This is a genomic window from Paraburkholderia sp. BR14320, assembly GCF_040948665.1.
GTDB lineage: Bacteria > Pseudomonadota > Gammaproteobacteria > Burkholderiales > Burkholderiaceae > Paraburkholderia > Paraburkholderia youngii.
In genome coordinates this window covers 1-21,074 of the sequence record NZ_JBFPKG010000078.1, presented here as the reverse complement: position 1 = coordinate 21,074, position 21,074 = coordinate 1, and the positions used below count along the sequence as shown (strand labels likewise).

15 protein-coding genes and 1 pseudogene are annotated in these 21,074 nt (G+C 64.8%); 3 read left to right on the top strand and 13 right to left on the bottom strand.

Features of this window, described 5'->3' with window-relative positions:
• Together bcsZ and bcsB are read right to left on the bottom strand one after the other, a co-directional pair.
• Window positions 1–1,046, bottom strand: a 1,046-nt coding sequence (gene bcsZ / locus AB3X89_RS36655; RefSeq protein ID WP_368587582.1) for a cellulose synthase complex periplasmic endoglucanase BcsZ, incomplete at its 3' end; no start/stop codon positions are given.
• Between the two features lie 3 nt (window positions 1,047–1,049).
• Window positions 1,050–3,452 (bottom strand): cellulose biosynthesis cyclic di-GMP-binding regulatory protein BcsB, encoded by a 2,403-nt coding sequence (gene bcsB / locus AB3X89_RS36650; RefSeq protein WP_368587581.1) that lies wholly within the window; start codon window positions 3,450–3,452, stop codon window positions 1,050–1,052.
• A 397-nt stretch (window positions 3,453–3,849) separates the two neighbouring features.
• On the opposite strand from bcsB, the gene AB3X89_RS36645 reads away from it, so the two are divergent.
• The gene (locus AB3X89_RS36645) at window positions 3,850–4,275 is read left to right on the top strand and encodes a diacylglycerol kinase (protein ID WP_368587580.1); all 426 of its coding nucleotides are present in this window, start codon (window positions 3,850–3,852) and stop codon (window positions 4,273–4,275) included.
• A 257-nt stretch (window positions 4,276–4,532) separates the two neighbouring features.
• Entirely contained in the window at window positions 4,533–4,694 is a 162-nt protein-coding gene (locus AB3X89_RS36640; RefSeq protein WP_013089029.1) for a DUF1328 domain-containing protein, read from the top strand.
• Between the two features lie 25 nt (window positions 4,695–4,719).
• Here the strand turns inward: AB3X89_RS36640 and AB3X89_RS36635 are convergent, their stop codons facing one another.
• From AB3X89_RS36635 to AB3X89_RS36590, 10 genes and pseudogenes are all read right to left on the bottom strand, one after another.
• Complete coding sequence (locus AB3X89_RS36635) at window positions 4,720–4,917, bottom strand: hypothetical protein (protein WP_368587579.1); 198 nt, start codon at window positions 4,915–4,917, stop codon at window positions 4,720–4,722.
• A gap of 39 nt (window positions 4,918–4,956) precedes the next feature.
• Window positions 4,957–5,586 (bottom strand): GNAT family N-acetyltransferase, encoded by a 630-nt coding sequence (locus AB3X89_RS36630; RefSeq protein WP_368587578.1) that lies wholly within the window; start codon window positions 5,584–5,586, stop codon window positions 4,957–4,959.
• A 99-nt stretch (window positions 5,587–5,685) separates the two neighbouring features.
• Window positions 5,686–6,237, bottom strand: a complete 552-nt coding sequence (gene rfbC, locus AB3X89_RS36625) for a dTDP-4-dehydrorhamnose 3,5-epimerase (protein WP_368587577.1) — start codon at window positions 6,235–6,237, stop codon at window positions 5,686–5,688.
• Between the two features lie 116 nt (window positions 6,238–6,353).
• Window positions 6,354–7,346: a GlxA family transcriptional regulator gene (locus AB3X89_RS36620; protein WP_176123405.1), complete on the bottom strand. Its 993-nt coding sequence runs from the start codon at window positions 7,344–7,346 to the stop codon at window positions 6,354–6,356.
• A 797-nt stretch (window positions 7,347–8,143) separates the two neighbouring features.
• Window positions 8,144–14,008 (bottom strand): excinuclease ABC subunit UvrA, encoded by a 5,865-nt coding sequence (uvrA, locus tag AB3X89_RS36615; protein WP_368587584.1) that lies wholly within the window; start codon window positions 14,006–14,008, stop codon window positions 8,144–8,146.
• A 327-nt stretch (window positions 14,009–14,335) separates the two neighbouring features.
• A complete protein-coding gene (locus AB3X89_RS36610) occupies window positions 14,336–14,491 on the bottom strand; it encodes a hypothetical protein (RefSeq protein ID WP_368587576.1) in 156 nt (51 codons plus the stop codon).
• A 116-nt stretch (window positions 14,492–14,607) separates the two neighbouring features.
• Window positions 14,608–15,042, bottom strand: coding sequence for a hypothetical protein (locus tag AB3X89_RS36605; protein WP_368587575.1), 435 nt, complete (start codon window positions 15,040–15,042; stop codon window positions 14,608–14,610).
• Window positions 15,043–15,141: 99 nt separating this feature from the next.
• Window positions 15,142–17,859 (bottom strand): tetratricopeptide repeat protein, encoded by a 2,718-nt coding sequence (locus AB3X89_RS36600; RefSeq protein WP_368587574.1) that lies wholly within the window; start codon window positions 17,857–17,859, stop codon window positions 15,142–15,144.
• Between the two features lie 167 nt (window positions 17,860–18,026).
• A complete protein-coding gene (locus AB3X89_RS36595) occupies window positions 18,027–19,469 on the bottom strand; it encodes a hypothetical protein (RefSeq protein ID WP_368587573.1) in 1,443 nt (480 codons plus the stop codon).
• Window positions 19,470–19,785: 316 nt separating this feature from the next.
• A pseudogene (locus AB3X89_RS36590) lies at window positions 19,786–20,066 on the bottom strand (transposase); the annotation flags it as partial.
• A 129-nt stretch (window positions 20,067–20,195) separates the two neighbouring features.
• Between AB3X89_RS36590 and AB3X89_RS36585 the strand changes: the two are divergent.
• Window positions 20,196–20,678 carry a cupin domain-containing protein gene (locus tag AB3X89_RS36585; protein WP_368587572.1) on the top strand — a complete coding sequence of 161 codons (483 nt, stop codon included), beginning with the start codon at window positions 20,196–20,198 and terminating at the stop codon, window positions 20,676–20,678.
• Between the two features lie 285 nt (window positions 20,679–20,963).
• Here the strand turns inward: AB3X89_RS36585 and AB3X89_RS36580 are convergent, their stop codons facing one another.
• On the bottom strand, window positions 20,964–21,074 hold the full coding sequence (locus AB3X89_RS36580) for a heme-binding protein (protein WP_368587583.1): 111 nt from the start codon (window positions 21,072–21,074) through the stop codon (window positions 20,964–20,966).

Genomic DNA, 21,074 nt, shown 5'->3' with positions numbered 1-21,074 from the left:
GCACGGCCACTGGTCGCGTCGACTATCTCGGGCGGCGCGCCGTGCGCGGCGATGAAGTCCGCAAACGGCGCGACGCGCGCGAGCCGCGCCGGCGTGAGCGGAACGCGCCGGTCGAGCATGCCGGCCCACAGGTACACGCGAATCGCGTTATAGGCGCTCTCGGCGTGGGTCTCGGCGTCGGGTGCGAAGCCGCGGTTCGCGCGGTACAACGCCCAATCCGGCGAGAAGCCCTGCGGCGCGGTATCGATCAGGATGCGGCGCGTGCTCGCGAGCAAACGCGGCCAGCGCGGATCGTCGGGCAGCCGCGTAGCGAGGCCGCGCAGCAGCTGCGGCGGCATGTAGCTCGGATTGACGCGCCACACGTCCGGTTCCGGATGAAAGCCGACCGGGCCCGGCAGCAAGGTCAAGCCGAGCCCCGGCGCGTTGGCCGTTTCCTCGTCGAGCACGCGGCGGGCGAGCACCGCGCCGCGCGCCGTGTAGCTGCGCTCGCGCCACGCGTCGCCCGCTTCGAGCAGCGCATAGGCGATCCACAGGTCGGCATCCGACGACGCATTCGCGTCGAGCACGGCCCAGTTGCCGTCGGACGAGCGGCCCCACAGCCATGCAGGCAGACGCGCGGTCAGATCGCCTTGCGCGAGATGCTGCTCGGTCCAGCGCAGGATCGTGTCGAAGGCCGGGCGGTCGTTCGCGACGAGCGCGAAAAACAGTGCATAAGATTGGCCCTCCGACACCGTGCGCTCGTCGGACGAACCGACGTCGATCACGCGGCCATCGGCGGAAAGGAAATCGCGCTTGAATTGCTGCCAGCGCGGCCAGGGCGCTGCGGTGCATGCGGTGATGTCGGTGCCGCTGGGCTGCGGCGCTTGCGTGGCGAACGCGTTGAGGCTGCTCGCAAGCGTCAGCATCGTGGCCAGCACCGTTGCTGAAACGGCCGCCGTTGTTCGCTCGGGCCTGCTCGTAGACTTCGCGCGCAGGCCCGCGCCAGTTTCAACGCCCACCCCGTCGCGCGCTGCCCGCCACAGCGCCCCGCCCTTCGACTGACTCATCGATCAGACTCCCCGGCGCCGCGCGGCCAGTTCCTGCAACGCGGTGAACGCGCCGATCGCGAGCAGCAAACCGGCGAGCGCGCCGAGCACGCCGAGCAGCACCGGATGCTGGATCGCCTTGCTCCACAGCCGCGCATACCAGGGCACATAGCCGACCAGATAGGTGTCGCCGACGCGCATGCTGTCCACCTTGCCATCGCGCAGCAAAGCGACGTCGCCCTGCAATTGCGCGACGCGGTCCGGCTTTTCGAGCATGTCGAGCAGTTGCGACAACTGCTGCTGATCGGTGGCGCTCAGTGCGACGACGCTGCGTCCGTGGCTGCCCGGCAATTCGAAGCCCATCAGCGCGGCCAGCGGTCCGTCGCGTTCGATGCGCGCGCCACCGTCCGGCCGATGCACGTCGCTGTGCACGTCGCTGTGCGCGGCGCCGTCGCGCCGGGCGGTGCTGTGCCACTGCTCGTCGACCGCGAACGAGGCGCGTGCGAGCGGGCTCGACGCAGCGGCGCCCGACGCAGCGGCGTCGACCGACTGGGCGCCGATCGTCAGCGGCAACGCATTCGGCCAGCGCGCGAGCCACGGCGCCGAACCGTTGCCGCCGATCACCAGCAGATCCTTGCCGCTCAGCTGCGCGAGCTCGCGCGGCCGCGCGACCTGCACGCGCAGCGCCGGATAGCCGGTCCATTGCCCCATGTGGCCGAGCATCGTCAGCAGGCTTTCCAGTTCCTGCGGCGCGGGATGCTCGGGAATCACGACGGCCGTTTGCGACAGGTCCGCGTAGCGCGTGAACGGAAAGCCGCTGTTCGCGAAGAACGCGAGGTTCGGCATCCGTGCGTAGTGGACGAAATCCGAGAAGTCGATCGTCGAGTCGGGATCGACCGCGGCCTGCACCGGGTTCGTCGCGACGCCCTGACAGAGCCCCGTTTTCTGCGAATCGAGATTGAAGCGCAGCTGCAACTGGTTCGAGCTGCCGACCCGGAATGCCGGAATGTCGAGCGCGCTCGTCGCACGGTTGGCGTTGTTCGACAGCACCGGCAATTGCAGGCGGCCTTGCGCGTCGTCGGCGGTCGCGAGCGCGAGCCGGTACGACTTGACCAGCTGATCGTTGATCTGCACCGCGAGCGCCGAGTTGTTCTGCACGGTCGGCGCCGTGTAGCGGTACTTCAGATTCAGCGGCACGCCCGCGCCGTTCCACGAGTACAAATCGGCGGGCACGCGCAGGTTCAAGCGGATCGCGTCGGGCGTGCTGCCGCGCACCTGCAGTTGCGACGGATCGTCGATCAGTTCCTTGAACGAGACGGGCCGGTCGACCGGCAGCCAGCGCGGCGCGTCGTAGGGCTTCCTCGGTGCGCCAGCGGCGAGCTGCGTGATGCGCACCGCGGGACCCGCGAGCGCGGTCGTGCCGAGCACCAGCGCGGTGCTCGCTTCATCGACTTCGGCGGCGCTGCGGCCGGTCACGATCAGCAGCTTGCGGTCGGGCGCGACGGGATTGTCGGCGACGATCAGCATCGGACCGTTGATCGGCGGCAGCGTGAGGCCGGCGGGCAACTGCTCACTGCGCGCGACGACGACCGCGTGCGAGTCCGTGGGCAACGTCGACAGCGCCGGAAAGCGCGCCTGCCGGTAATCGGCCTGCGCACCGAACCACGAAGCGAGTACGCCCGCGCTGCGCAGCGTCGCGTTGTCGGCGGCGGCCGGCAGCACGAACGGCAGACGCAGCCGGTTCGCGTCGCGGTGATCGAAGAACGGCGCGGGCAGCAGCGCGAGATCGTCAGGCAAATGGATCGGCGCGGTATCGACGATGAATTCGCTCGACGGACTCACGTCGGCCCACAGCGCCGAGTTTTCGGGGTCTTCGCAATGCTCGAGCGTGTAATGCGCGATCAGTCGCAGACCGATCTGGTTGTAGTCGGTCAGGAAGCGCGGATCGAGCGGGATGTCCTGGGTGACGAGCTTGCCGGCGTGCTCGCGATCGAACGGCACGGTCGCGATCACTTCGTTGTTGACCGACACCTTCAGATGCGACATCGCGAACACCAGCGATGGCGAATACGTGTAGCGCAAGCGCAGTCGCGCGGCCGTGACCACGCGATCGAGCCGCACGCCGAGATTGACGGTGCGCGCGTCTTCGACACCACGCAGCGTCAGCGGCTGATACGCGCCGAGGGTCGCGAATGAAACGCGCGATGTGCTGGAGCCGGATGCGGGTGTCGGGACGCTGGCAACGTTGTCGAGGTAGTTGGCGCTGGGGCTGGCCTGTGCGGCACTCGCGCTCGCGACAGTGAGCGCGGCCGGCGGATTCGCCGCGGCGGCGACGACAGGCACCGATGGCGCGGCGCCCGACGCGACGGCATACAACGCGCCGACAACGGCGGTCAGCGAAACGCACAACGACACAACTGGTTTCATGAACAGCTCAGCTTGTTGGACCTCGACCGTGCGCGCCCGAGTGAGCCGCTCACGGTGCGAATCCGGTCTGCCGCGCGAACGCGCGAAGTGGGAAAACGGACTGCCGGGCGCGCACAGGAGAAACACGCGGCGCACCATTCCTCGTATACGGAAAATCCGGCGAAACCTTGAGCGGAACGAGCAACGGGAGTGACCAACATTTGAGATTCGAGCGCGATCGGCAGCAGCCCTAACCGATTACGCGTTCCTTTCATTTTTTCCGAAGCCGGTCGGTCAGGCGAGAAGGTGCCAGGTGCCTGCCGCTGTTGGGCGGCGCAAAGATATCACAATTTGCAACCTGATCGACATCTTGTAACATCGACGGTCATTTGCTGCACATCAACCATCATCCCGAAACATGTCTGATCCGGCCGACTCCCCCGCTCACCAGACCATCGCGCCGCCCGCAAAGCGCAGCGGTCCGCTGCGCGGGCTGTTCGCGTTGCGGCATTCGTACGCTGGCATCGTCGCGACATTGCGGGCGGAAAGCGCGTTCCGTCAGGAAGCCGCGCTCGCGGCGATCCTCGTGCCGGCCGCGTTCCTGATGCCGGTCGACGCCATCGCGCGCGTGCTGCTGATCGGCTCAGTGCTGCTCGTGCTGTTGGTGGAGCTATTGAATTCGGCGATCGAGGCTGCCATCGACCGGATCTCGTTCGAGCGGCATGAGTTGTCGAAACGCGCGAAGGACTGCGGCAGCGCGGCCGTAACCATTGCACTGCTGATGTGTGTGCTGACGTGGGGCGTGTTGTGCGGGCCGCTGGCGTATCACTGGCTGCGTGGATGACCCGCGACGGGCTTTACGCAGTCCGCAGCATGGTTGGCACCTGGCGCGCCTGGCGGGAGGGAATGCAAACGTTAGCGCCGACTCGACGGTAATTTCGCGCGCCGCGAAAGATTCGTCACGCAAACGTTGGCGTCAATGAAACGATGGCACATGTATTGCTGAATTCCGCTCGCCGGCATCTCACCCGTGAAGCCGCGTGACGTACGCAACGGGGCGCCGTTCAAACGTCATTTCAACAATCCACCGGTGGAGGCACCATGCTTCGATACGCTGTGATTTTCTTCATCATCGCCATCATCGCCGCAGTGTTCGGCTTTGGAGGCATTGCCGCGGGCGCAACTGAAATCGCCAAGGTGTTGTTCTTCATCTTCCTGGTGATCTTCCTCGTCACCCTGCTGATGGGCGTGATCCGACGCTGACGGCTGCATACAGCGTTCGGTGAATTCACCCCTCGCCCGATGCGAACCGGCGACGCTGCGTTGGGGCCGCGTTCAGGATTGCACCGCTGCGGTCGCCGCTGCCGCCGTTGCCGCCGTTGCAATACTTGCCGCAGCATATTGCAATAGTTGCCGAAGCATCGGGCGCTTCCACTCCCCGTTTTTCTTCCGCTTCTCGTGCGCTTTTCTTGCGCTGCTTTTCCACTGCTTTTCTCCGTATGCCGCGGACGTCTGCGGCTACGCTTCAGGCCGCATGCGCGATCCGCGGCGTCGCATGCAAACGCCGCGACCAGTTCGCGAGCGTGCGCATCGCAACCGGCGGCTTGCTCAGAATCGCGCTGTCGTAGCACTTGTCCGCGAAGCGCATGAAATCGACGATGCGAAACCCCTGCCCGCGATAGAACGCGATCTGTTGTGTGGCCGGTTGCGGTGTATCGAGTGCGAGTTGCGCATAGCCGCGTGTCGCGGCCCAGTGCTCGGCGAACGCGATCAGCAGCGTGCCGATGCCTCGCCCCTGCCACGCGGGATCGACCGCGAACTGGCGCAAGCTCGCGACATCGTCGTGCCGGTAGAGCTCGCATGATGCTTCGCCATCCGAAGCATAAAGCGTCATCGTGCCGACGATCTGGCCGTCGCATACCGCGACATGGCAATCGCCGCGCAGCACACGTTCGCGGGTTGTCTCGATGGTCTGATCCACGCACGTGCAATTGAGCCCCTGCGCGCCGAGCGGCGCGAACGCGCGATGCAGCAGCGCCGTCAACGCAACGAACGAATCGCACGATGCGTCGAAGCGCCTGAGTTCGATGTGGCCGGCACCACCACATGCATAGCGGACCGGAACGGATTGCGGACGGCTTGCGCGACGCTTCACGTTGAGCACCTCGTACTGACTGGATGCCCGAAGTGTAGGGTCGGCCCTTGAGCCTCTCAAGAAAAAATGTCGTAAAAACCCAGGTCGATCACAAGTCGTTCACGAGATGTTTTCGGCTTCGTACAGACGGCGCCCCCCCGCATCCTTGCTGCCGAGAATGGGCTGAAAGTCGATCGGCCAGTCGATGCCGATGTCGGGATCGGACCACAGCAGGCAGCGTTCAAGTTCGGGAAACCAGTACTCGGTGGTCTTCCACACGCACTCGGCGACATCGGACAGCACGACGAAGCCGTGCGCGAAACCGGGCGGCACCCACATTTGCCGGTGGTTCTCTTCGCTCACATACTCGCCGCTCCATTTGCCGAAGTTCGGTGAGTTCAGGCGCACGTCGACCGCGACGTCGAAGATCTCGCCGCGCACGACGCGCAGCAGCCGTCCCTGCGGACGCTGCACCTGGTAGTGCAAGCCGCGCAGCACGCCATGCACGGCGCGCAGATGGCGGTCTTGCACGAAGTTGAAACCCTGCGCGACGTCGTCCGAAAACTCGTCCGCGCTGAAACTCTCGAAGCAGAAGCCGTATTCGTCGATGAACACTTCCGGCTCGATGAGTTTCACCTCCGGCAATGCCGTCGCCATGACCCTGTTGCCCATCGCCACTGTGCTCGTAAAAAGGCTGGCCAGCGAACATACGGCCGCTTTCACGACCGCGTCCAACAGACGAGGCGCGCCCGCGGCGCGGGCGCGATATCGCACGCTATAGATACATGCTACGCCTCAGTGGCCGCCCGGCTTCGGGCGCGATACTCGGTTGGAGACAAAGCCATGCGCTTGCGGAAGATTTTCGCGAGACGGTCCCCGTTGCCGGTGCCGCTGCGACGCGCGATCTTGTCGACCGGCAATTCGGTCTCGGTCAGGAAGTTGCACGCGATGCGCAGCCGCACCTGCAGCAGGTAGTCCGACGGCGTCACCTGCATCTCGTGCTTGAAACGGCGCAGGAAATTGCGCTCGCTCATTGCGGCGACCTGCGCGGCATCGGCGACCGAGACCGGACGGTCGCAGTTCGCCTCCATCCAGCGCGCGGCCGCGCGAATCTTTTCGGCGACGCTCAGCGTGCCGCCCTCGGCCGGCAGCGGCACCCACGTCGAGGCCATGCCGGGCATCACGCGATCGGCGACGCTGCGTGCGAGCTCCGCGCCCAGGTCGCGCTTGATGAACATCAGCGCGCTGCGCGCGCAGTCATGACGGTCGTTGGCCGCGCTGAACGCGCCTTCGCTCGCGCTCGCGCCCGGGTAGCGGCTCATCAGGCCATCATGCTCGGTCGGGCCGGCCGCTTCGAGCACGAGGCGTCCCTCGCCGATCGTTTCGATCGCGCGGGTGCGCGATTGCACGGCGCGCAGCCAGTTCAGCAGGCGTTCGTCGCGTGCGGCCACGTGGGCGCCGTAGCCGCCCGCAATGAACAGCACGTCGAAACCGCCGCCAAAGCGCGTGTCGATGCGATCAGTCCAGATGCGCGCCGACGACGAACTGGCGACATTGCCGCCTTCCATCGACAGGAACTGCACTTCGTAGGGCGGATCTTCGCCTGCACGCGTGCCCGCGAACTCGTTGGCGGTCTGGAACATTTCCACGACGGTACCGGGGCCGAGCAGCCAGAAGCCGTCGAACAGCAGTATGCCGATTCGCCGCGCTGCAGTACGGACGTTCAACGCAGGCGTGTGAAGCCACGTAATTCTCGTTGTATCAAGGTGCATGTGCGGCATGATCTTTCCCCAAACGGGCATACGTTGTGGACCCCGATTTGCCCCGTCAGCAGACGGAACGAGAGAATGCGTTATTACGGCGGGAAAACGGACTAACGCCGCATAAAGGATTAAGCGTGATGTTAGCGGAATGGATCGCTATAGTAAATTTGAAAAGGAGATTTCATCACGACTACCCATGTCTGACGAAAAGCGGTTATTGAGCGATTGATATGAGCGGCCGACAGGGCCGGCAACTATGCAAGGCTGAGCGCGCAGCGTGGGGATATCTTACCGCAAAGCCTTTGCGGACGGCACTCTCGCCCGTTCGGGCAAAGTTGCCGATAATGCGAAGCGCAGTGAACCCGCCTTACCGAGTACGTTTCTTGCCGGATCAAAAATGTTTCAATCGTGAACTGCTTATGGTCCCGATTATGTCCGCGCAATTCGGTAGTTTATTCGCAAAGCGTAAAGTTATTCCACGCGCCGATTAGGTATTTGTGCGGCACTCGTTCTGGGTCCGAAATTAATATCCAAATGCTGATTTATCGGGGGTTCTAAAAACGTTTCTATTTTGAAACATCGCCGGTCGCTTTCGTATGAATTAATCGCGCGGATGCGTCGCGTTTGGCGCACCTCTGGTGAGTGGATGCGGTGCAGCAATCACGTGTGGCGCACACGCGACGAAGCGCGGGCCGTTGCAACCTGACGAGTTGCAACGGCGCATCTGATGAGCGCGCCCGGAATGCGCACAAACAGTCGGTTGTGGACCGCAAAGCGCGGCGCGCAACGGCCGCGCCGCCGCTCGTCAGCTTGCCTCAGCCATTGGTCCCCTCTCCGGCCAGCGTCGCCGTAGCGGCCGTGCGCGCAAGCACCGGCCGCAAAGCCGCGCCGGTGTGACTCGCGGCCACGCGCGACAGGCTTTCCGGATCGGTTGCCGCGACGATCGTGCCGCCGCCCACGCCGCCCTCCGGACCGAGATCGATGATCCAGTCCGCCTCGGCGATCACATCGAGATCGTGCTCGATGACGACCACGCTATGCCCGCCATCCACGAGCCGATGCAGCACGCGAATCAGCTTCGCGACGTCCGCCATATGCAGGCCGACCGTCGGCTCGTCGAGCACGTATAGCGTATGCGGCGGCTTCTGGCCGCGCCGGGTGAGGTCGTCGCGCACCTTGCTCAACTCGGTGACGAGCTTGATGCGCTGCGCCTCGCCGCCCGACAACGTAGGCGACGGCTGGCCGAGCGTCAGATAGCCGAGCCCGACGTCCTTCATCAGTTGCAGCGGATGCCCGATGTTCGTAATCGACGCGAAGAACTCGACCGCTTCGTCGATTTCCATCGTCAGCACATCGCCGATGTTCTTGCCACGCCACGTGACCGCGAGCGTCTCCGGATTGAAGCGTTGACCGTGACAGACATCGCACGGCACTTTCACGTCGGGCAGGAAGCTCATGCCGATCGTGCGCACGCCTTGGCCCTCGCACGCGGGGCAGCGGCCCTCACCGGTATTGAACGAGAAACGCGACGCGGTATAGCCGCGCGCGCGCGCCTCCAGCGTGCCCGCGAACAGCTTTCGGATCGCATCCCACACGCCGATGTAGGTGGCGGGACACGACCGCGGTGTCTTGCCGATCGGCGTCTGATCGACTTCGAGCACGCGGTCGATGCTTTCCCAGCCGGTGACCGAATCGCAGCCCTGCCACGTGTGCGTGACGTTCAGCGGCGCGCGCGGCGCCGAGCGCGCGAGCACGCTCGAACGCCGGTTCGCGGTAGGTTTCTGTTCGGCCGCCGCACGCGCGCGGCGGGTGGCCGGCGACGACAGCACCGAGCGCCCGACCGCATCGAGCAGATTGGTCATCAGCACGTCGCGCGCGAGCGTCGACTTGCCCGAGCCGCTGACGCCCGTGACCGCGACGAGCCGCGCGAGCGGAATGCCGACCGACACGTCACGCAGGTTGTGCAACTTGCCGCCATGCACGGTCAGCCAGTTCTCCGGCACCGCGGCTGCGCGCTTGCCCGGCGCGACGACCTCGCGACGCGGCTGCAGCGGATGCACGATCGGCTGCGCGAGGAAGCGCCCGGTCAGCGAATCGGCCTGCGCGGACAGGTCCGCGACGCTGCCCTGCGCGATCAGCGTGCCGCCGCGCTTGCCCGCGCCCGGTCCGATATCGATGATGTGATCGGCGCGCCGGATCGTATCTTCGTCATGCTCGACGACGACGAGCGTATTGCCCTTGTCGCCGAGCTTGCGCAGCGCGTTGAGCAGGATCTGGTTGTCGCGCGGATGCAGGCCGATGGTCGGCTCGTCGAGCACGTAGCACACGCCCTGCAGGTTGCTGCCGAGCTGCGCGGCGAGCCGGATGCGCTGCGCTTCGCCGCCCGACAAACTCGGCGCCGCGCGATCGAGGCTCAGATAGCCGAGCCCGACTTCTTCGAGGAACTGCAGCCGGCTGCCGATTTCACTGATCACGTCGCGCGCGATTTCGGCATCGCGGCCCGTCATCTGCAGCGTATCGATCCATGCGCGGGTGTCGGACACGGTCCATTGCGCGACATCGACGATCGCCTGCGAGTCGAACGTCACGGCACGCGCGACCGGATTCAGACGCGTGCCCGCGCAATCCGGACACGGCTCGTCGACGAGCCCTTCCGGTTCCTGCTCTTCCGACGGCAAGCTCTGTTCGCGGCCGCGATTGTCATCGACGACGATCGTGTCGTCGTACGCGGCGCGCTGCTCGCGCGTCAGCGACAGCCCCGTGCCGACGCAGCTCGTGCACCAGCCATGCTTGCTGTTGTACGAGAACATGCGCGGATCGAGCTCGGGGTAGCTCGTGCCGCACACCGGACACGCACGCTTCGTCGACAGCACCTTCACGTCGCCGAGCTTCGCGGTGGACTTGCCGCCGTTGAGCGCGTCGTGCAGGCCGTCGAGCGGCGCGAGCAGATGCATGATGCCTTTGCCGATCTCGAGCGTCTGATCGAGCGCTTCGCGCAGTTCGGCTTCGTGATCGGCCGAGATGACGAGGTCCGCGACCGGCAGCTCGATCGTGTGCTCGCGGAAGCGGTCAAGCTTCGGCCACGGATCGACCGGCACGAACTCGCCGTCCACCCGCAGATGCGTATTGCCGCGCGCCTTCGCCCATTTCGCGAGGTCGGTATAGACGCCCTTGCGGTTCACGACCAGTGGCGCGAGGAAGCCGACATGCTGGCCCTTGTGATCGCGCAGCAACTGCGCCGCAATCGATTCGGCGCTTTGCGACGTGACCGGCGTGCCGTCGTGAACGCAGTGCTGCAAGCCGAGCTTCACGTACAGCAGACGCAGGAAGTGCCACACCTCCGAGGTGGTCGCGACGGTACTCTTGCGGCCGCCGCGCGACAGCCGCTGCTCGATCGCGACCGTCGGCGGAATGCCGTACACCGCGTCCACTTCGGGTCGCCCGGCCGGCTGTACGATCGAGCGCGCGTACGCATTCAACGATTCGAGGTAGCGCCGCTGACCTTCGTGGAACAGGATGTCGAACGCGAGCGTGGATTTGCCCGAGCCCGACACGCCGGTGATCACGTTGAACTTGCCGTGCGGAATGTCGACGTCGAGCGCCTTCAGGTTGTGCTCGCGCGCGTTGACGATGCGCACCACGTCCTCGCCTTCGATCGCGCGCCGCGCGCGGGCCGCGCTCAGTGCCTTCTGCAGCGGGATGCCTTGCGGCCCCGCTTCCGCTGCGATGCCCATCGCGCGGTCGTATTGCAGCAACGCCTCGCCGGTATGCGACTCGGCACACGCTTTCACTTCGTCCGGCGTGCCCGCGCACAACACGCGGCCACCGCCGTCGCCGCCTTCGGGACCGAGGTCGATGATCCAGTCGGCCGCGCGGATCACGTCGAGATTGTGCTCGATCACGATCAGCGAATGACCGCTCGCGAGCAGCTTGCCGAACGCCTGCATCAGCTTCGCGATGTCGTCGAAATGCAGGCCCGTGGTCGGCTCGTCGAACATGAACAGACGCTTCGCGACCGCCTGCTTCGCGCCACGCGTACTACGCGCCTGCGCCGATTCCGCGAGAAAGCCCGCGAGCTTGAGCCGCTGCGCCTCGCCGCCCGACAGCGTCGGCACCGGCTGGCCGAGCTTCACGTATTCGAGCCCGACGTCGACGATCGGCTGCAGCACGCGCAGTACTTCGGCGTCCTTGGCGAAGTACGCGGCAGCCTCGCTGACGGTCAATTCGAGCACGTCGGCAATACTCAATGCGCGCGCAGGCTCGCCTCGCTCGATCTTCACTTCGAGAATCTCCGCGCGATAACGACGCCCGTCGCAATCGGGGCAGCGCAGGTACACGTCGGAGAGGAACTGCATTTCGATGTGCTCGAAGCCCGAGCCGCCGCAAGTCGGGCAGCGGCCGTCGCCCGAGTTGAAGCTGAACATGCCTGGGCCGTAGCCGCGCTGCTGCGCGAGCGGCGCCTTCGCGAACAGCTTGCGGATTTCGTCGAACGCGCCGACATAGCTGGCCGGATTCGAGCGCGCGGTCTTGCCGATCGGCGACTGGTCGACGAACACGACGTCGGTGACCTGGTCCGCGCCCATAAGCGACTTGAACGCGCCCGGCGCTTCGGTGGCGAGGCCGAAGTGGCGCGCCATCGCCGGATACAGCACGTCCTGCAGCAGCGTCGATTTGCCGGAACCGGACACGCCGGTCACGCAGACGAGCCGCTGCAATGGAATTTCGACCGTGACGTCACGCAGGTTGTGCTCGCTCGCGCCTTCGAGCACGATGCGCGGCGTGCTCGCGTCGACCGCGCGACGCGACCAGTGCGCGGCATCCGCGACATGGCGCCGGCCGCCGAGGTACTCACCGGTCAGCGTGCCGGTCGAGCGGATCGCGTCGGGCGCGCCGTCGAAAATGATCGAACCGCCGCGCTCGCCAGGCCCCGGACCCATATCGATGAGCCGGTCCGCCGCGAGCATCACCGATGGATCATGCTCGACCACGACCAGCGTATTGCCCGCGTCGCGCAGCCGGTGCATCGCCTCGACGATTCGGTTCAGGTCGCGCGGATGCAGGCCGATGCTCGGCTCGTCGAGCACGAACAGCGTCTTGGTCAGCGACGTGCCGAGCGCGGTGGTCAGGTTGATTCGCTGCACCTCGCCGCCCGACAGCGTGCGGCTTTGCCGATCGAGCGTCAGATAGCCGAGACCGACGTCGCAGAGATACTTGAGGCGCGTGCGCACTTCGGCGAGCAGCAGCTTCAGCGCGTCGTCGAGCAACGCGCTCGGCAGCGTGATGTCGTCGAAGAAGCGGCGGATGCGCTCGATCGGCATCAGCATCAGATCGTGCACGGTGAGACCCGGCAACGCTTCGAGCTGGGTGCGCGACCACTGCACGCCGCGCGGGATGAAGCGGTGCTCGGGCGCGAGCACGTCGTTCGCGTTCGCCTTGCTGCCGAGACGCCACAGCAGCGATTCGGTTTTCAGGCGCGCGCCGCCGCAGGTTTCGCATGGCGTATAGCTGCGGTACTTCGACAGCAGCACGCGGATATGCATCTTGTACGCCTTCGATTCCAGATAATCGAAGAAGCGTTTGACGCCGTACCAATGCGTCTGCCACTTGCCGTTCCAGTCCGGCGAGCCGTTGATGACCCAGTTGCGCTCGCGCTCGCTGAGCTCGCCCCACGGCGTGTCGCGGCGGATGTCGGCTTTCGCCGCGTAGCGCATCAGATCGTCCTGGCATTCCTTCCACGCGGGCGTCTGCATCGGCTTGACCGCGCCTTCACGCAGCGTCTTGCGCGCATCTGGAATCACCAGACCGAGGTCGACGCCGATCACGCGGCCGAAGCCGCGGCAGGCATCACAAGCGCCATAGGCCGAGTTGAACGAGAACAGCGCGGGCTGCGGATCGGCATAGCGCAGATCGCTTTCCGGGCTATGCAGGCCGGTGGAGAAACGCCAGATGCGCGGCTCGGCGGCTTCGGCTTGCGGTTCGTCCGAGGTGGCCGGCAGCACGTAGATATTGACGCGCCCGCCGCCGCGCTTCAGCGATGCCTCGATCGCCTCGATCGCGCGCGCTTTATCGACCGAACGCAGCCGGAAGCGGTCGGCGACGACGTCGAGCAGCTTGCGCTTGCCGGTCGGTGAATCGACTTCCCGTTGCGCCTGCACGCGCGTATAGCCGCTCGCCGACAGCCACTGCTCGACCTCCTGCTCGGACGCCGACTCCGGGAGCTCGACCGGGAACGTGACGACGAGCCGCGGCTCCTCCTGCGCGGTGCGTTCGAGCAGTTCCGCGTAGATCGTCTCCGGCGTGTCGTGCCGCACCGGGTGCGCGGTCTGGCGGTCGAATAGCTCGGCCGCGCGCGCGTACAGCAGCTTCAGATGGTCGTTGAGCTCGGTCATCGTGCCGACCGTGGAGCGCGAGCTGCGCACCGGGTTGGTCTGGTCGATCGCGATGGCGGGCGGTACGCCGTCGACGCGGTCGACCTGCGGCCGATCCATCCGGTCGAGGAACTGGCGTGCGTACGCACTGAAGGTTTCGACGTAGCGGCGCTGGCCTTCCGCATACAGCGTGTCGAACACGAGGCTCGACTTGCCCGAGCCCGACGGCCCGGTGACGACCGTCATTTCGCCGGTGCGCACGTCGAGGTCGACGTTTTTCAGGTTGTGCTGGCGGGCGCCGCGAATGCGGATCGTGCCCTGGGTCTTGTTGCTGCTCGGGTTGCCGCCTTGGGGGGTGTCAGCGAGGGTGTCAGGGGTTGCGTCGTTGGAGGACAATTTTTCCGACCGTCTGAAGGAGTGGTTCACCTCTCACGGCCGGCTCTCGCGACCGCGCAAGTTCGGTGCAGCCGGGACGGCGCGACAAGCGCCCGGAACCCTGGCTGTAGGGGGATACTATACTGTATGTTTATACAGTTTTCCATGACGGGCGGAGTTGCGCTGCGCGCGTTGTGCCTGGGGACGGAATTCGTGGGACTCGCGCGGGTTTTCGAGGCTGAAAGAACCGCGTTTAGATCGGCCCTAAAGCGCCTCGACACACCTACCGCCGAAACGCAGCGCAATCACGCCGATCACCAGCGCGACGAGGGCGCGCGAGAACCACACCTTGAACGCGATCGGAATATCGAAGACGTCGAACGCTTGAATCAAGCTGTAGAGGCCGACGCAGATCGCCACGATGCCCAACGCGAGCAAGGAGACGGCGAGCGTTTGAAGCGCGGATCGGCGACGAACGTCTCGCCTTGCCACCGGCGCTGTCGCCGACGACTCCTGGCCCGGCCTTCCAATCGGCCTCACGTGCTCAGCTTGCGCATATGCTGGCCGGTGCCGGCGTCCGAGCCGCTGGTGTCGTCGTCCGGCTTGCCGGCCGTCACGAACTGCACCATGAAGCACAGCACGAAGCAAAGGATCATGACGCAGCGGCCCGTCGAGAAAAACGCGCTCTTTCCGGGGACCACGAAGTTCACGGTACCTGTTCTGTTGTGGGCGACGACGCCTTGTGCGATGGTGGATCGGGAGGTAGGGCCTTGCAGTGCTGCTGGTGCACCCTGGACAAAGCGGGTAATGGCCAGTGCGCCGGCGAACGCACAAGCTACGTGCAGAAGGGTCAACCAGGGCGGCTGAGGATGCCCCGGATCGACGAGCGTCAGATTCAGGCCGGCCACGATACCGGCACACGCGGCGCTCAATGCGAAGGCCAGCAGCCACGATTTCAATCGCAGGTTCAACGGTTTTCGCTTCGATAAAAAACGTTCCCATTGGTTATCGGTAGAGCACGAATTTACTTTAGCGACGCCTCAATGAATCTCGCCGGATGCCGACGGACCTCACTTCATCTCCGTCGCGACATTGATTGCAGGAACGGTCATCAGCAGGTTTTCCGTCAAAAGATCCGCGCGTTCCCGCTCCGCTTCCGTGAGCCCGGCACGAACTCGGGCCTCGACGATCCGGGCAGGCTGCACGAAACACCGCCAGCCCGGTTGCGCCCCAAAGGCGGATTGCGCACGCCTGAGCCACGCGTCGCCGAGCGCCCTGTCCCGCATCACGCCGTCGCCTCGCCAGAACAGAATACCCATCTCGATCTGCGCGAACGGCATTCCGGCGAGTGCCTTGTTCAATGCCGACAACGCGTCGAAGTCGAGACGATCGCCTGCCTGCATCGCATCGGCAGGTGGCGTCGAAGTTGGTCCTCCAGCCTTCGTCGATGGATCGCCTTCGAGTGCGAGCCAGTATCGGGCTCGCGCAGTCAGCGCCACCGCCCCGTCGTCATCCTGCTGATGCAGTGCAAGTGCAATCGCCGCCTGACGCGACCCGAGCGCGGCTGCCTTCCGATACCACTGAGCGGCGAGCGTGTCGTCGCATGCGACGCCATTTCCAGTCTGGTAGACATTGGCGAGTTCATTCGCCGCGTCTGCCGAGCCCGCGGTCGCAGCCTTCTCCAGCCAACGCCGGGCGATCTGCGGATTTCTTGCGACGCCTCTTCCATAGAGGTAGGCTTCGCCCGTCAGGTCCATCGCACTTGCGCTGGCCGCCGCCGCGCGGCTCGCCCACTCTAATGCCTCGAGGTCGTCGGACTCCCCGCCGAGCCCACTGAACAGATGCGAAGCCAGGGCGGACTGCGCGTCCACATTGCCGTGCTCGGCAGCCCGTCGAAACCAGTACAGTGCCGCGCCGAAATCTACGGCGACACCGCGCCCCAGATCGTAGGAGTCTGCGAGCATCAATTCGTATGCCGCGTCGCCAGTCGACGCGAGCCGCCATTGCCAGTACGCGCGCGTCGCCGAGGGCAGAGGCGGGTCAGTCGCGAAACCGGTCGCCAGTTGCCGCATGGCGAGCGTATCGCCTGCCCCGGCCGACGCCGTGCACCAGCGCTGAGCCTTCACCGCATCAGGGGCGACACCTGAACCGTTCGCATAGGCGAGGCACAGAATGCGCTGCGAGACCCCGTCGTTCGACTCTGCGCCTCGTGTGAACCATTGCAGCGCGGTCGCCTGATCCGGCGCAGCGCCTTCGCCCTTCGCATACAAGGTGCCCATCGCAGCATAGGCCGGACCGAACCGCTGCGCGACCGCCTTGATCAACCACTCCCGTGCTGCGGACTGTTCGTCCGGTGACGGCCGTTTGAGCAACAATATTGCCAAAGCCGTTTGAGCCTGCGCGTCACCATGCATCGCCGCACGTTTCAGATAGGATTCACCTAGCTTCTCATCGCGCGGCACGCCATTGCCGTTGATATACAGCATGGCGACAATGCGTTCGGCTTCCCGATCACCGCCATCGGCAGCCTTGCGATACCAGGCGAATCCCGCCGCTTTATCCGCTGGCGCGCCCTCCCCCGCAAATAGCATCCCTCCCAGCATCACTTGCGCCTGCGCGTTGCCGCGCTGTGCGCCAAGTCGGGCGAGCCGGTAAGCTCGTGCGAGATCACGCGGCTCGCCGAGCCCGGCGCGGGCCAGCGACGCGAGGTTATACGAAGCAATGCCGAGTCCCTGCTCCGACGCCCGCTCGTACCAGAGCCGTGCCTCTCCGATATCGCGGCGGGTCCCTTCGCCGGCCTGCAGCATCGTGCCGAGATCGTTCTGTGCAACCGCGAGGCCCGCCTGCGCCGCACCGCGCATCCAGCCAATCGCGGCGTCGAAGTCGACAGGACAACCTTGTCCCTGCCGGTATTGCACGGCCAGCGCGAACTGGGCATTCGTGTCGCCGTTGAGCGCGGCCTTGCGATGCCATTCAAGTGCCAATACATCGTTGCGTGTGACACCTGTGCCTTGCGCGTACAGATCGCCCGTGCGGCGTTGCGCGTAGGCCAGGCCACTGCGTGCCGCTTCCGTCATCAGCGAAAAGCCGCGCAGAGCATCCGGCGAAACACCCTTTCCAGACAGATACAGTTCGGCCAGCATCGCCTTCGCCTCACGCTGGTTCCGCGCCGCCGCCGCGGCAAGCCAGCCAGCCGCGCCATGCGCATCCGCGACCATGGCGCTGCCGCGCAGCAGCGCCATGCCGAGCTGAAATTGCGCGTCGGCGTCGCCCTGCAGCGCACCCTGGATGAACCACGCGACACTGCCCGCCTCGTCGCGCGGCACACCTGGTTGGCCGACCAACAGCATCCGCCCCGCATTGGTCGCACCAAGCGGGTCGCCGTATCCGGCGGCACGGACGAACAGGCGATACGCCGAGGGAAAGTCGACCGAGCCGCCTTCGCCGTTGTAGTCCATCAGGCCGAGCGTTTCGGCAGATCTTCCATCGCCGCCTTCCGCCGCGCGACTAAGCCACAGACGCGCAAGGCGCGGATCCTTCGGCACCCGGTAGCCTTCGCGATATAGGGAGCCGATAAGCCGTTGGGCGCGTGCATCGCCCTCGGCTGCCGTTTGAGTGAGAATCGCCAGCCCGGATTTGTCGGGCGGCGCGGCATATCCAAACAGGACCATCTGACCGTAGATCACGCGTGCGGCAGGATTGCCCCTGGCCGACTCGGCGGCGCACGTCTTGCGCAACTGCGCAGGCGTGCCGAGCGGTGCCAGCGAAAACGCACTGCGCGCTGTCATGAGCAAGAGGCAAGGCGACGCCGCGTCGTTGAACGACATGGCGGCCGGCGTGCCGGATACCTGATTCGCCGAACCCAATGGCGCCGATGGCAGCGCCTGCGTAACAGCAGGGCAGCTTGCGCCAACGACGAGCACGAGCGACAACAATCGTCTAGCAGCCGCTCCTGTCACACGGCTCCCCTTGTCGCCATTCCCCACTCGTTGGTCCCATACGGCTGAAGATCGTTGATGCGGCCGACGTAGGCCCGCGCGGCAGCATCGTCATGCTTCACAAAGCGTTCGTAGGCGGCGGCCATGAACCAGGTCTCCGCGAGCGCGTTTTCGAGCATCTCCGGCACTGGAATCATGACGGCTTGGGCATACACCATGTCGATCGTCGCGCGTCCCTGCATATATAGCAGCAGCCAGCGACGATAGTTGCCCAGTATTGGCTGTGCATTGCGCCGGATGTATTCATCGAAGTACGGATTCACCGGCGCCGAGCCGCCGCTGCGCGCGCGTACATACAGGTAGGTCGAGGCCAGATAGTCCTGATCGAATGGCGCCGCACCTTGTGCGTTGTCCGCAAGTAACTCGATGCCGTTGACCCAGTCATGCTTCAGGATGTACGCCCAGGCGAGCGACATGGTCAGCTCGCTATACCTGCCGTAGACGCTCTTCTTATCCGTCGCGCCCTCCAGTTCGCCGCGCATCCTGGCGATCAGAGGAGCGGATTGATCGATAGCATCGTCTAACCGGTTCAGCCCGACAAGCGTGGTGATCCTCGACTGCCGGAACGCAATGTCGTCCGGTGCCAGAGCGATAGCCTGGTCGATAGCCTTGAGCGCCTCCTGATGCCGATTGGAATTGTCGAGGTAAGCTGAAATATCGCTATAGGCCGTGGCCTTCTGCTGCTGCGTTGTCGCTGTCTTCAGCGACAGCTGTGCCGTGCTCAGCGCATGGGCTGACAGTTCGCGCAACGGGTTGTCGGTGCCAAACGGATGCCGGCGCTCGCTCGCGGGATCGATCTTCAGCGCGGCCAGTTTGGCCCGCGTTGGCTCGTCGATGGCCGGGTCGATAGCCCAGCGCGCGAACGCCACATAATCTGCACGCGCACCCGTTGTATCACCAATAGCCTCCCGTTCCACCGCGCGCAGCCGATAAGCCTCTGCGGACGCGCACTGGATCGCAAGTCCCTTCGAGGCCGCATCGATCGCTTCCTGATGCCGCCCCAGTCCCCCGAGCGCACGACCGAGCGCCACGTAGTACGGCGTGCCGAGTATCGTGTCCAGATTGTGTTTCGGCTCGTGCGCCGCCTGGATACGATCGAGCGTGTCGAGCGCCTCTTTGTAGCGAAGATTGGCGACATACAGTTGCGCGAGCATTAGCAGCTGCAAATCGGTCGGCGCCGGCGTCAACGCGACGCCTGCCTCTTGCGCGTCCAATGCCGCGGCAGGTTGCTTCAGAATTGTTTCGACCACCGCGAGTTGCTGCTGCATGGTTGCCCGCATTTCGACAGTCAGGCCCTGCGAGGCAAGACACTGTCTTGACAGTTCAACCGCTTCGTTGAATTTGCCCGCGCCCGTCGAGATGAAAACGCCACGACAGGCAGCCAGCACGTCGGGCGGCAAGCGGGACCATGCCTCTGCAGCCTTTGCGGCGGCATTACCGGTGGTCGGCGGTGAAACTGGCGGTGTGGGCGGGTGCGCACACGCACTCAGACCTAACGCAGCGAATGTGAAAACGGCCCGGCTAACGATGTTCTTCATGTTGTGTTCCGAAGGGCGTGTTCGGCCATGGTCATGCTCGCAACATGCATGGCCTTTCCTGGATGAACCAGGATCATCTATCGGCAAGTGCTTTGGGATTCTTGAGGAAAACCGTGGGGCCGCCTTGGGCCGGGCTGTTAGAGGTATGGTCGCTTGCGTTTGGCTGAGTTCGACCCATCGCTCGCAACCTCGCCAGAAGCGTTGCGTGCAATCGATCCCACACGCCGGCTTGTTGCCAATCGCGTAGCCTTCGCCAGCAACTGACGCCCGAGCCGCATCCCATCTCTGCCGGCAAATCTCGCCACCGGATACCGGTCTTCAGCACGAACAGGATGCCGGTCAGCGCAGCGCAATCCGGACAGGCTTGCGGCACGGATACTTGAAGCGGCGTGGCTTCGCTGGTGGTCGCAGTGGCTCGATCAGTACCCACAGTTCGTCGTCGATGATTGGTTTGCCCAACTCCTCGATCCTGTTGTCACGACGATCGAGGTTAACAGGTTGTGCTATGGGTTAACAGCCCCTACAAAGCCTTTTTGAAACCGTTTCTAAACCGCTATCATCGATGTTCGCCCTGGAGGAGAACAACCGATGAGCCGACCAGATTTCATCAAACACTGGACTGAACTCGAAGAACCGGATGCGCATTCCTATCGCGGCGATACCGAGCCAATGGCGCTAGACGCGCCGCTTTCCGCCGCACTCGGCATTACGCGTATTGGCATTCATCATGTGAGGCTTCTGCCCGGCCGGCGAACGTCATATCCGCACGCCGAAAGTACCGAGCAGGAGTTTGTGTACGTGCTCGAGGGCAAGCCCGACGTCTGGATCGACGGCGTGCTGCATCCCATTGCTGAAGGCGACTCCGTCGCGTTTCCGGCAGGCACCGGAATCTGCCACACCTTCATCAACAATACGAACGACGAAGTCAGGCTGATGGTGATCGGCGAACGTCCGCGCGACGACAACCGTATTCGTTACCCGCTCAACGAAGCGTACGAACTTACCCGCGAGGACCGCTGGGTGGACTGGCCCGCTAGACCACTCGGCGACCATAACGGGATGCCGGACTGAGGCTTACGCGGATGACCGCAATGGCGATTAAGCATGATTCGTCCACGCGAATTGAATGGCCGCTTGCTGGTTGGATCCGACATCTGACCGTCCGCGCAATGGTGCGGGCGAATGACGCTTCATGGCCGACGCCGGCAGTTTGCTAACAGCCCGCATGGTTCAACATGACCTCTGGGCGAACTACCGCAGTCGACCCTGAACCGCCGCTTGAGCAACCACAGCTTCGGCGGCAGCTATCGAAGTGATCCGGTCATCCGCGCCGGCGCCTTATGGGTAGCGCACGGTCTATTGCAGAAACCCTGCGTTACGCAGTGCTTCCTCAGCGGCCTCATGATCTTGAACGGATGCGCCGCCAGAAATGCCGATGCCCCCAACCAGATGCCCTTCGTGGAAGAT

Excerpts from the sequence above, each read along its gene's own strand:
- bcsB (WP_368587581.1), bottom strand. The coding sequence starts at position 3,452 with ATGAAACCAGTTGTGTCGTTGTGCGTTTCGCTGACCGCCGTTGTCGGC.
- AB3X89_RS36645 (WP_368587580.1), top strand. The coding sequence starts at position 3,850 with ATGTCTGATCCGGCCGACTCCCCCGCTCACCAGACCATCGCGCCGCCC.
- AB3X89_RS36640 (WP_013089029.1), top strand. The coding sequence starts at position 4,533 with ATGCTTCGATACGCTGTGATTTTCTTCATCATCGCCATCATCGCCGCA.
- rfbC (WP_368587577.1), bottom strand. The coding sequence starts at position 6,237 with ATGGGCAACAGGGTCATGGCGACGGCATTGCCGGAGGTGAAACTCATC.
- AB3X89_RS36620 (WP_176123405.1), bottom strand. The coding sequence starts at position 7,346 with ATGCCGCACATGCACCTTGATACAACGAGAATTACGTGGCTTCACACG.
- AB3X89_RS36600 (WP_368587574.1), bottom strand. The coding sequence starts at position 17,859 with ATGACAGCGCGCAGTGCGTTTTCGCTGGCACCGCTCGGCACGCCTGCG.
- AB3X89_RS36585 (WP_368587572.1), top strand. The coding sequence starts at position 20,196 with ATGAGCCGACCAGATTTCATCAAACACTGGACTGAACTCGAAGAACCG.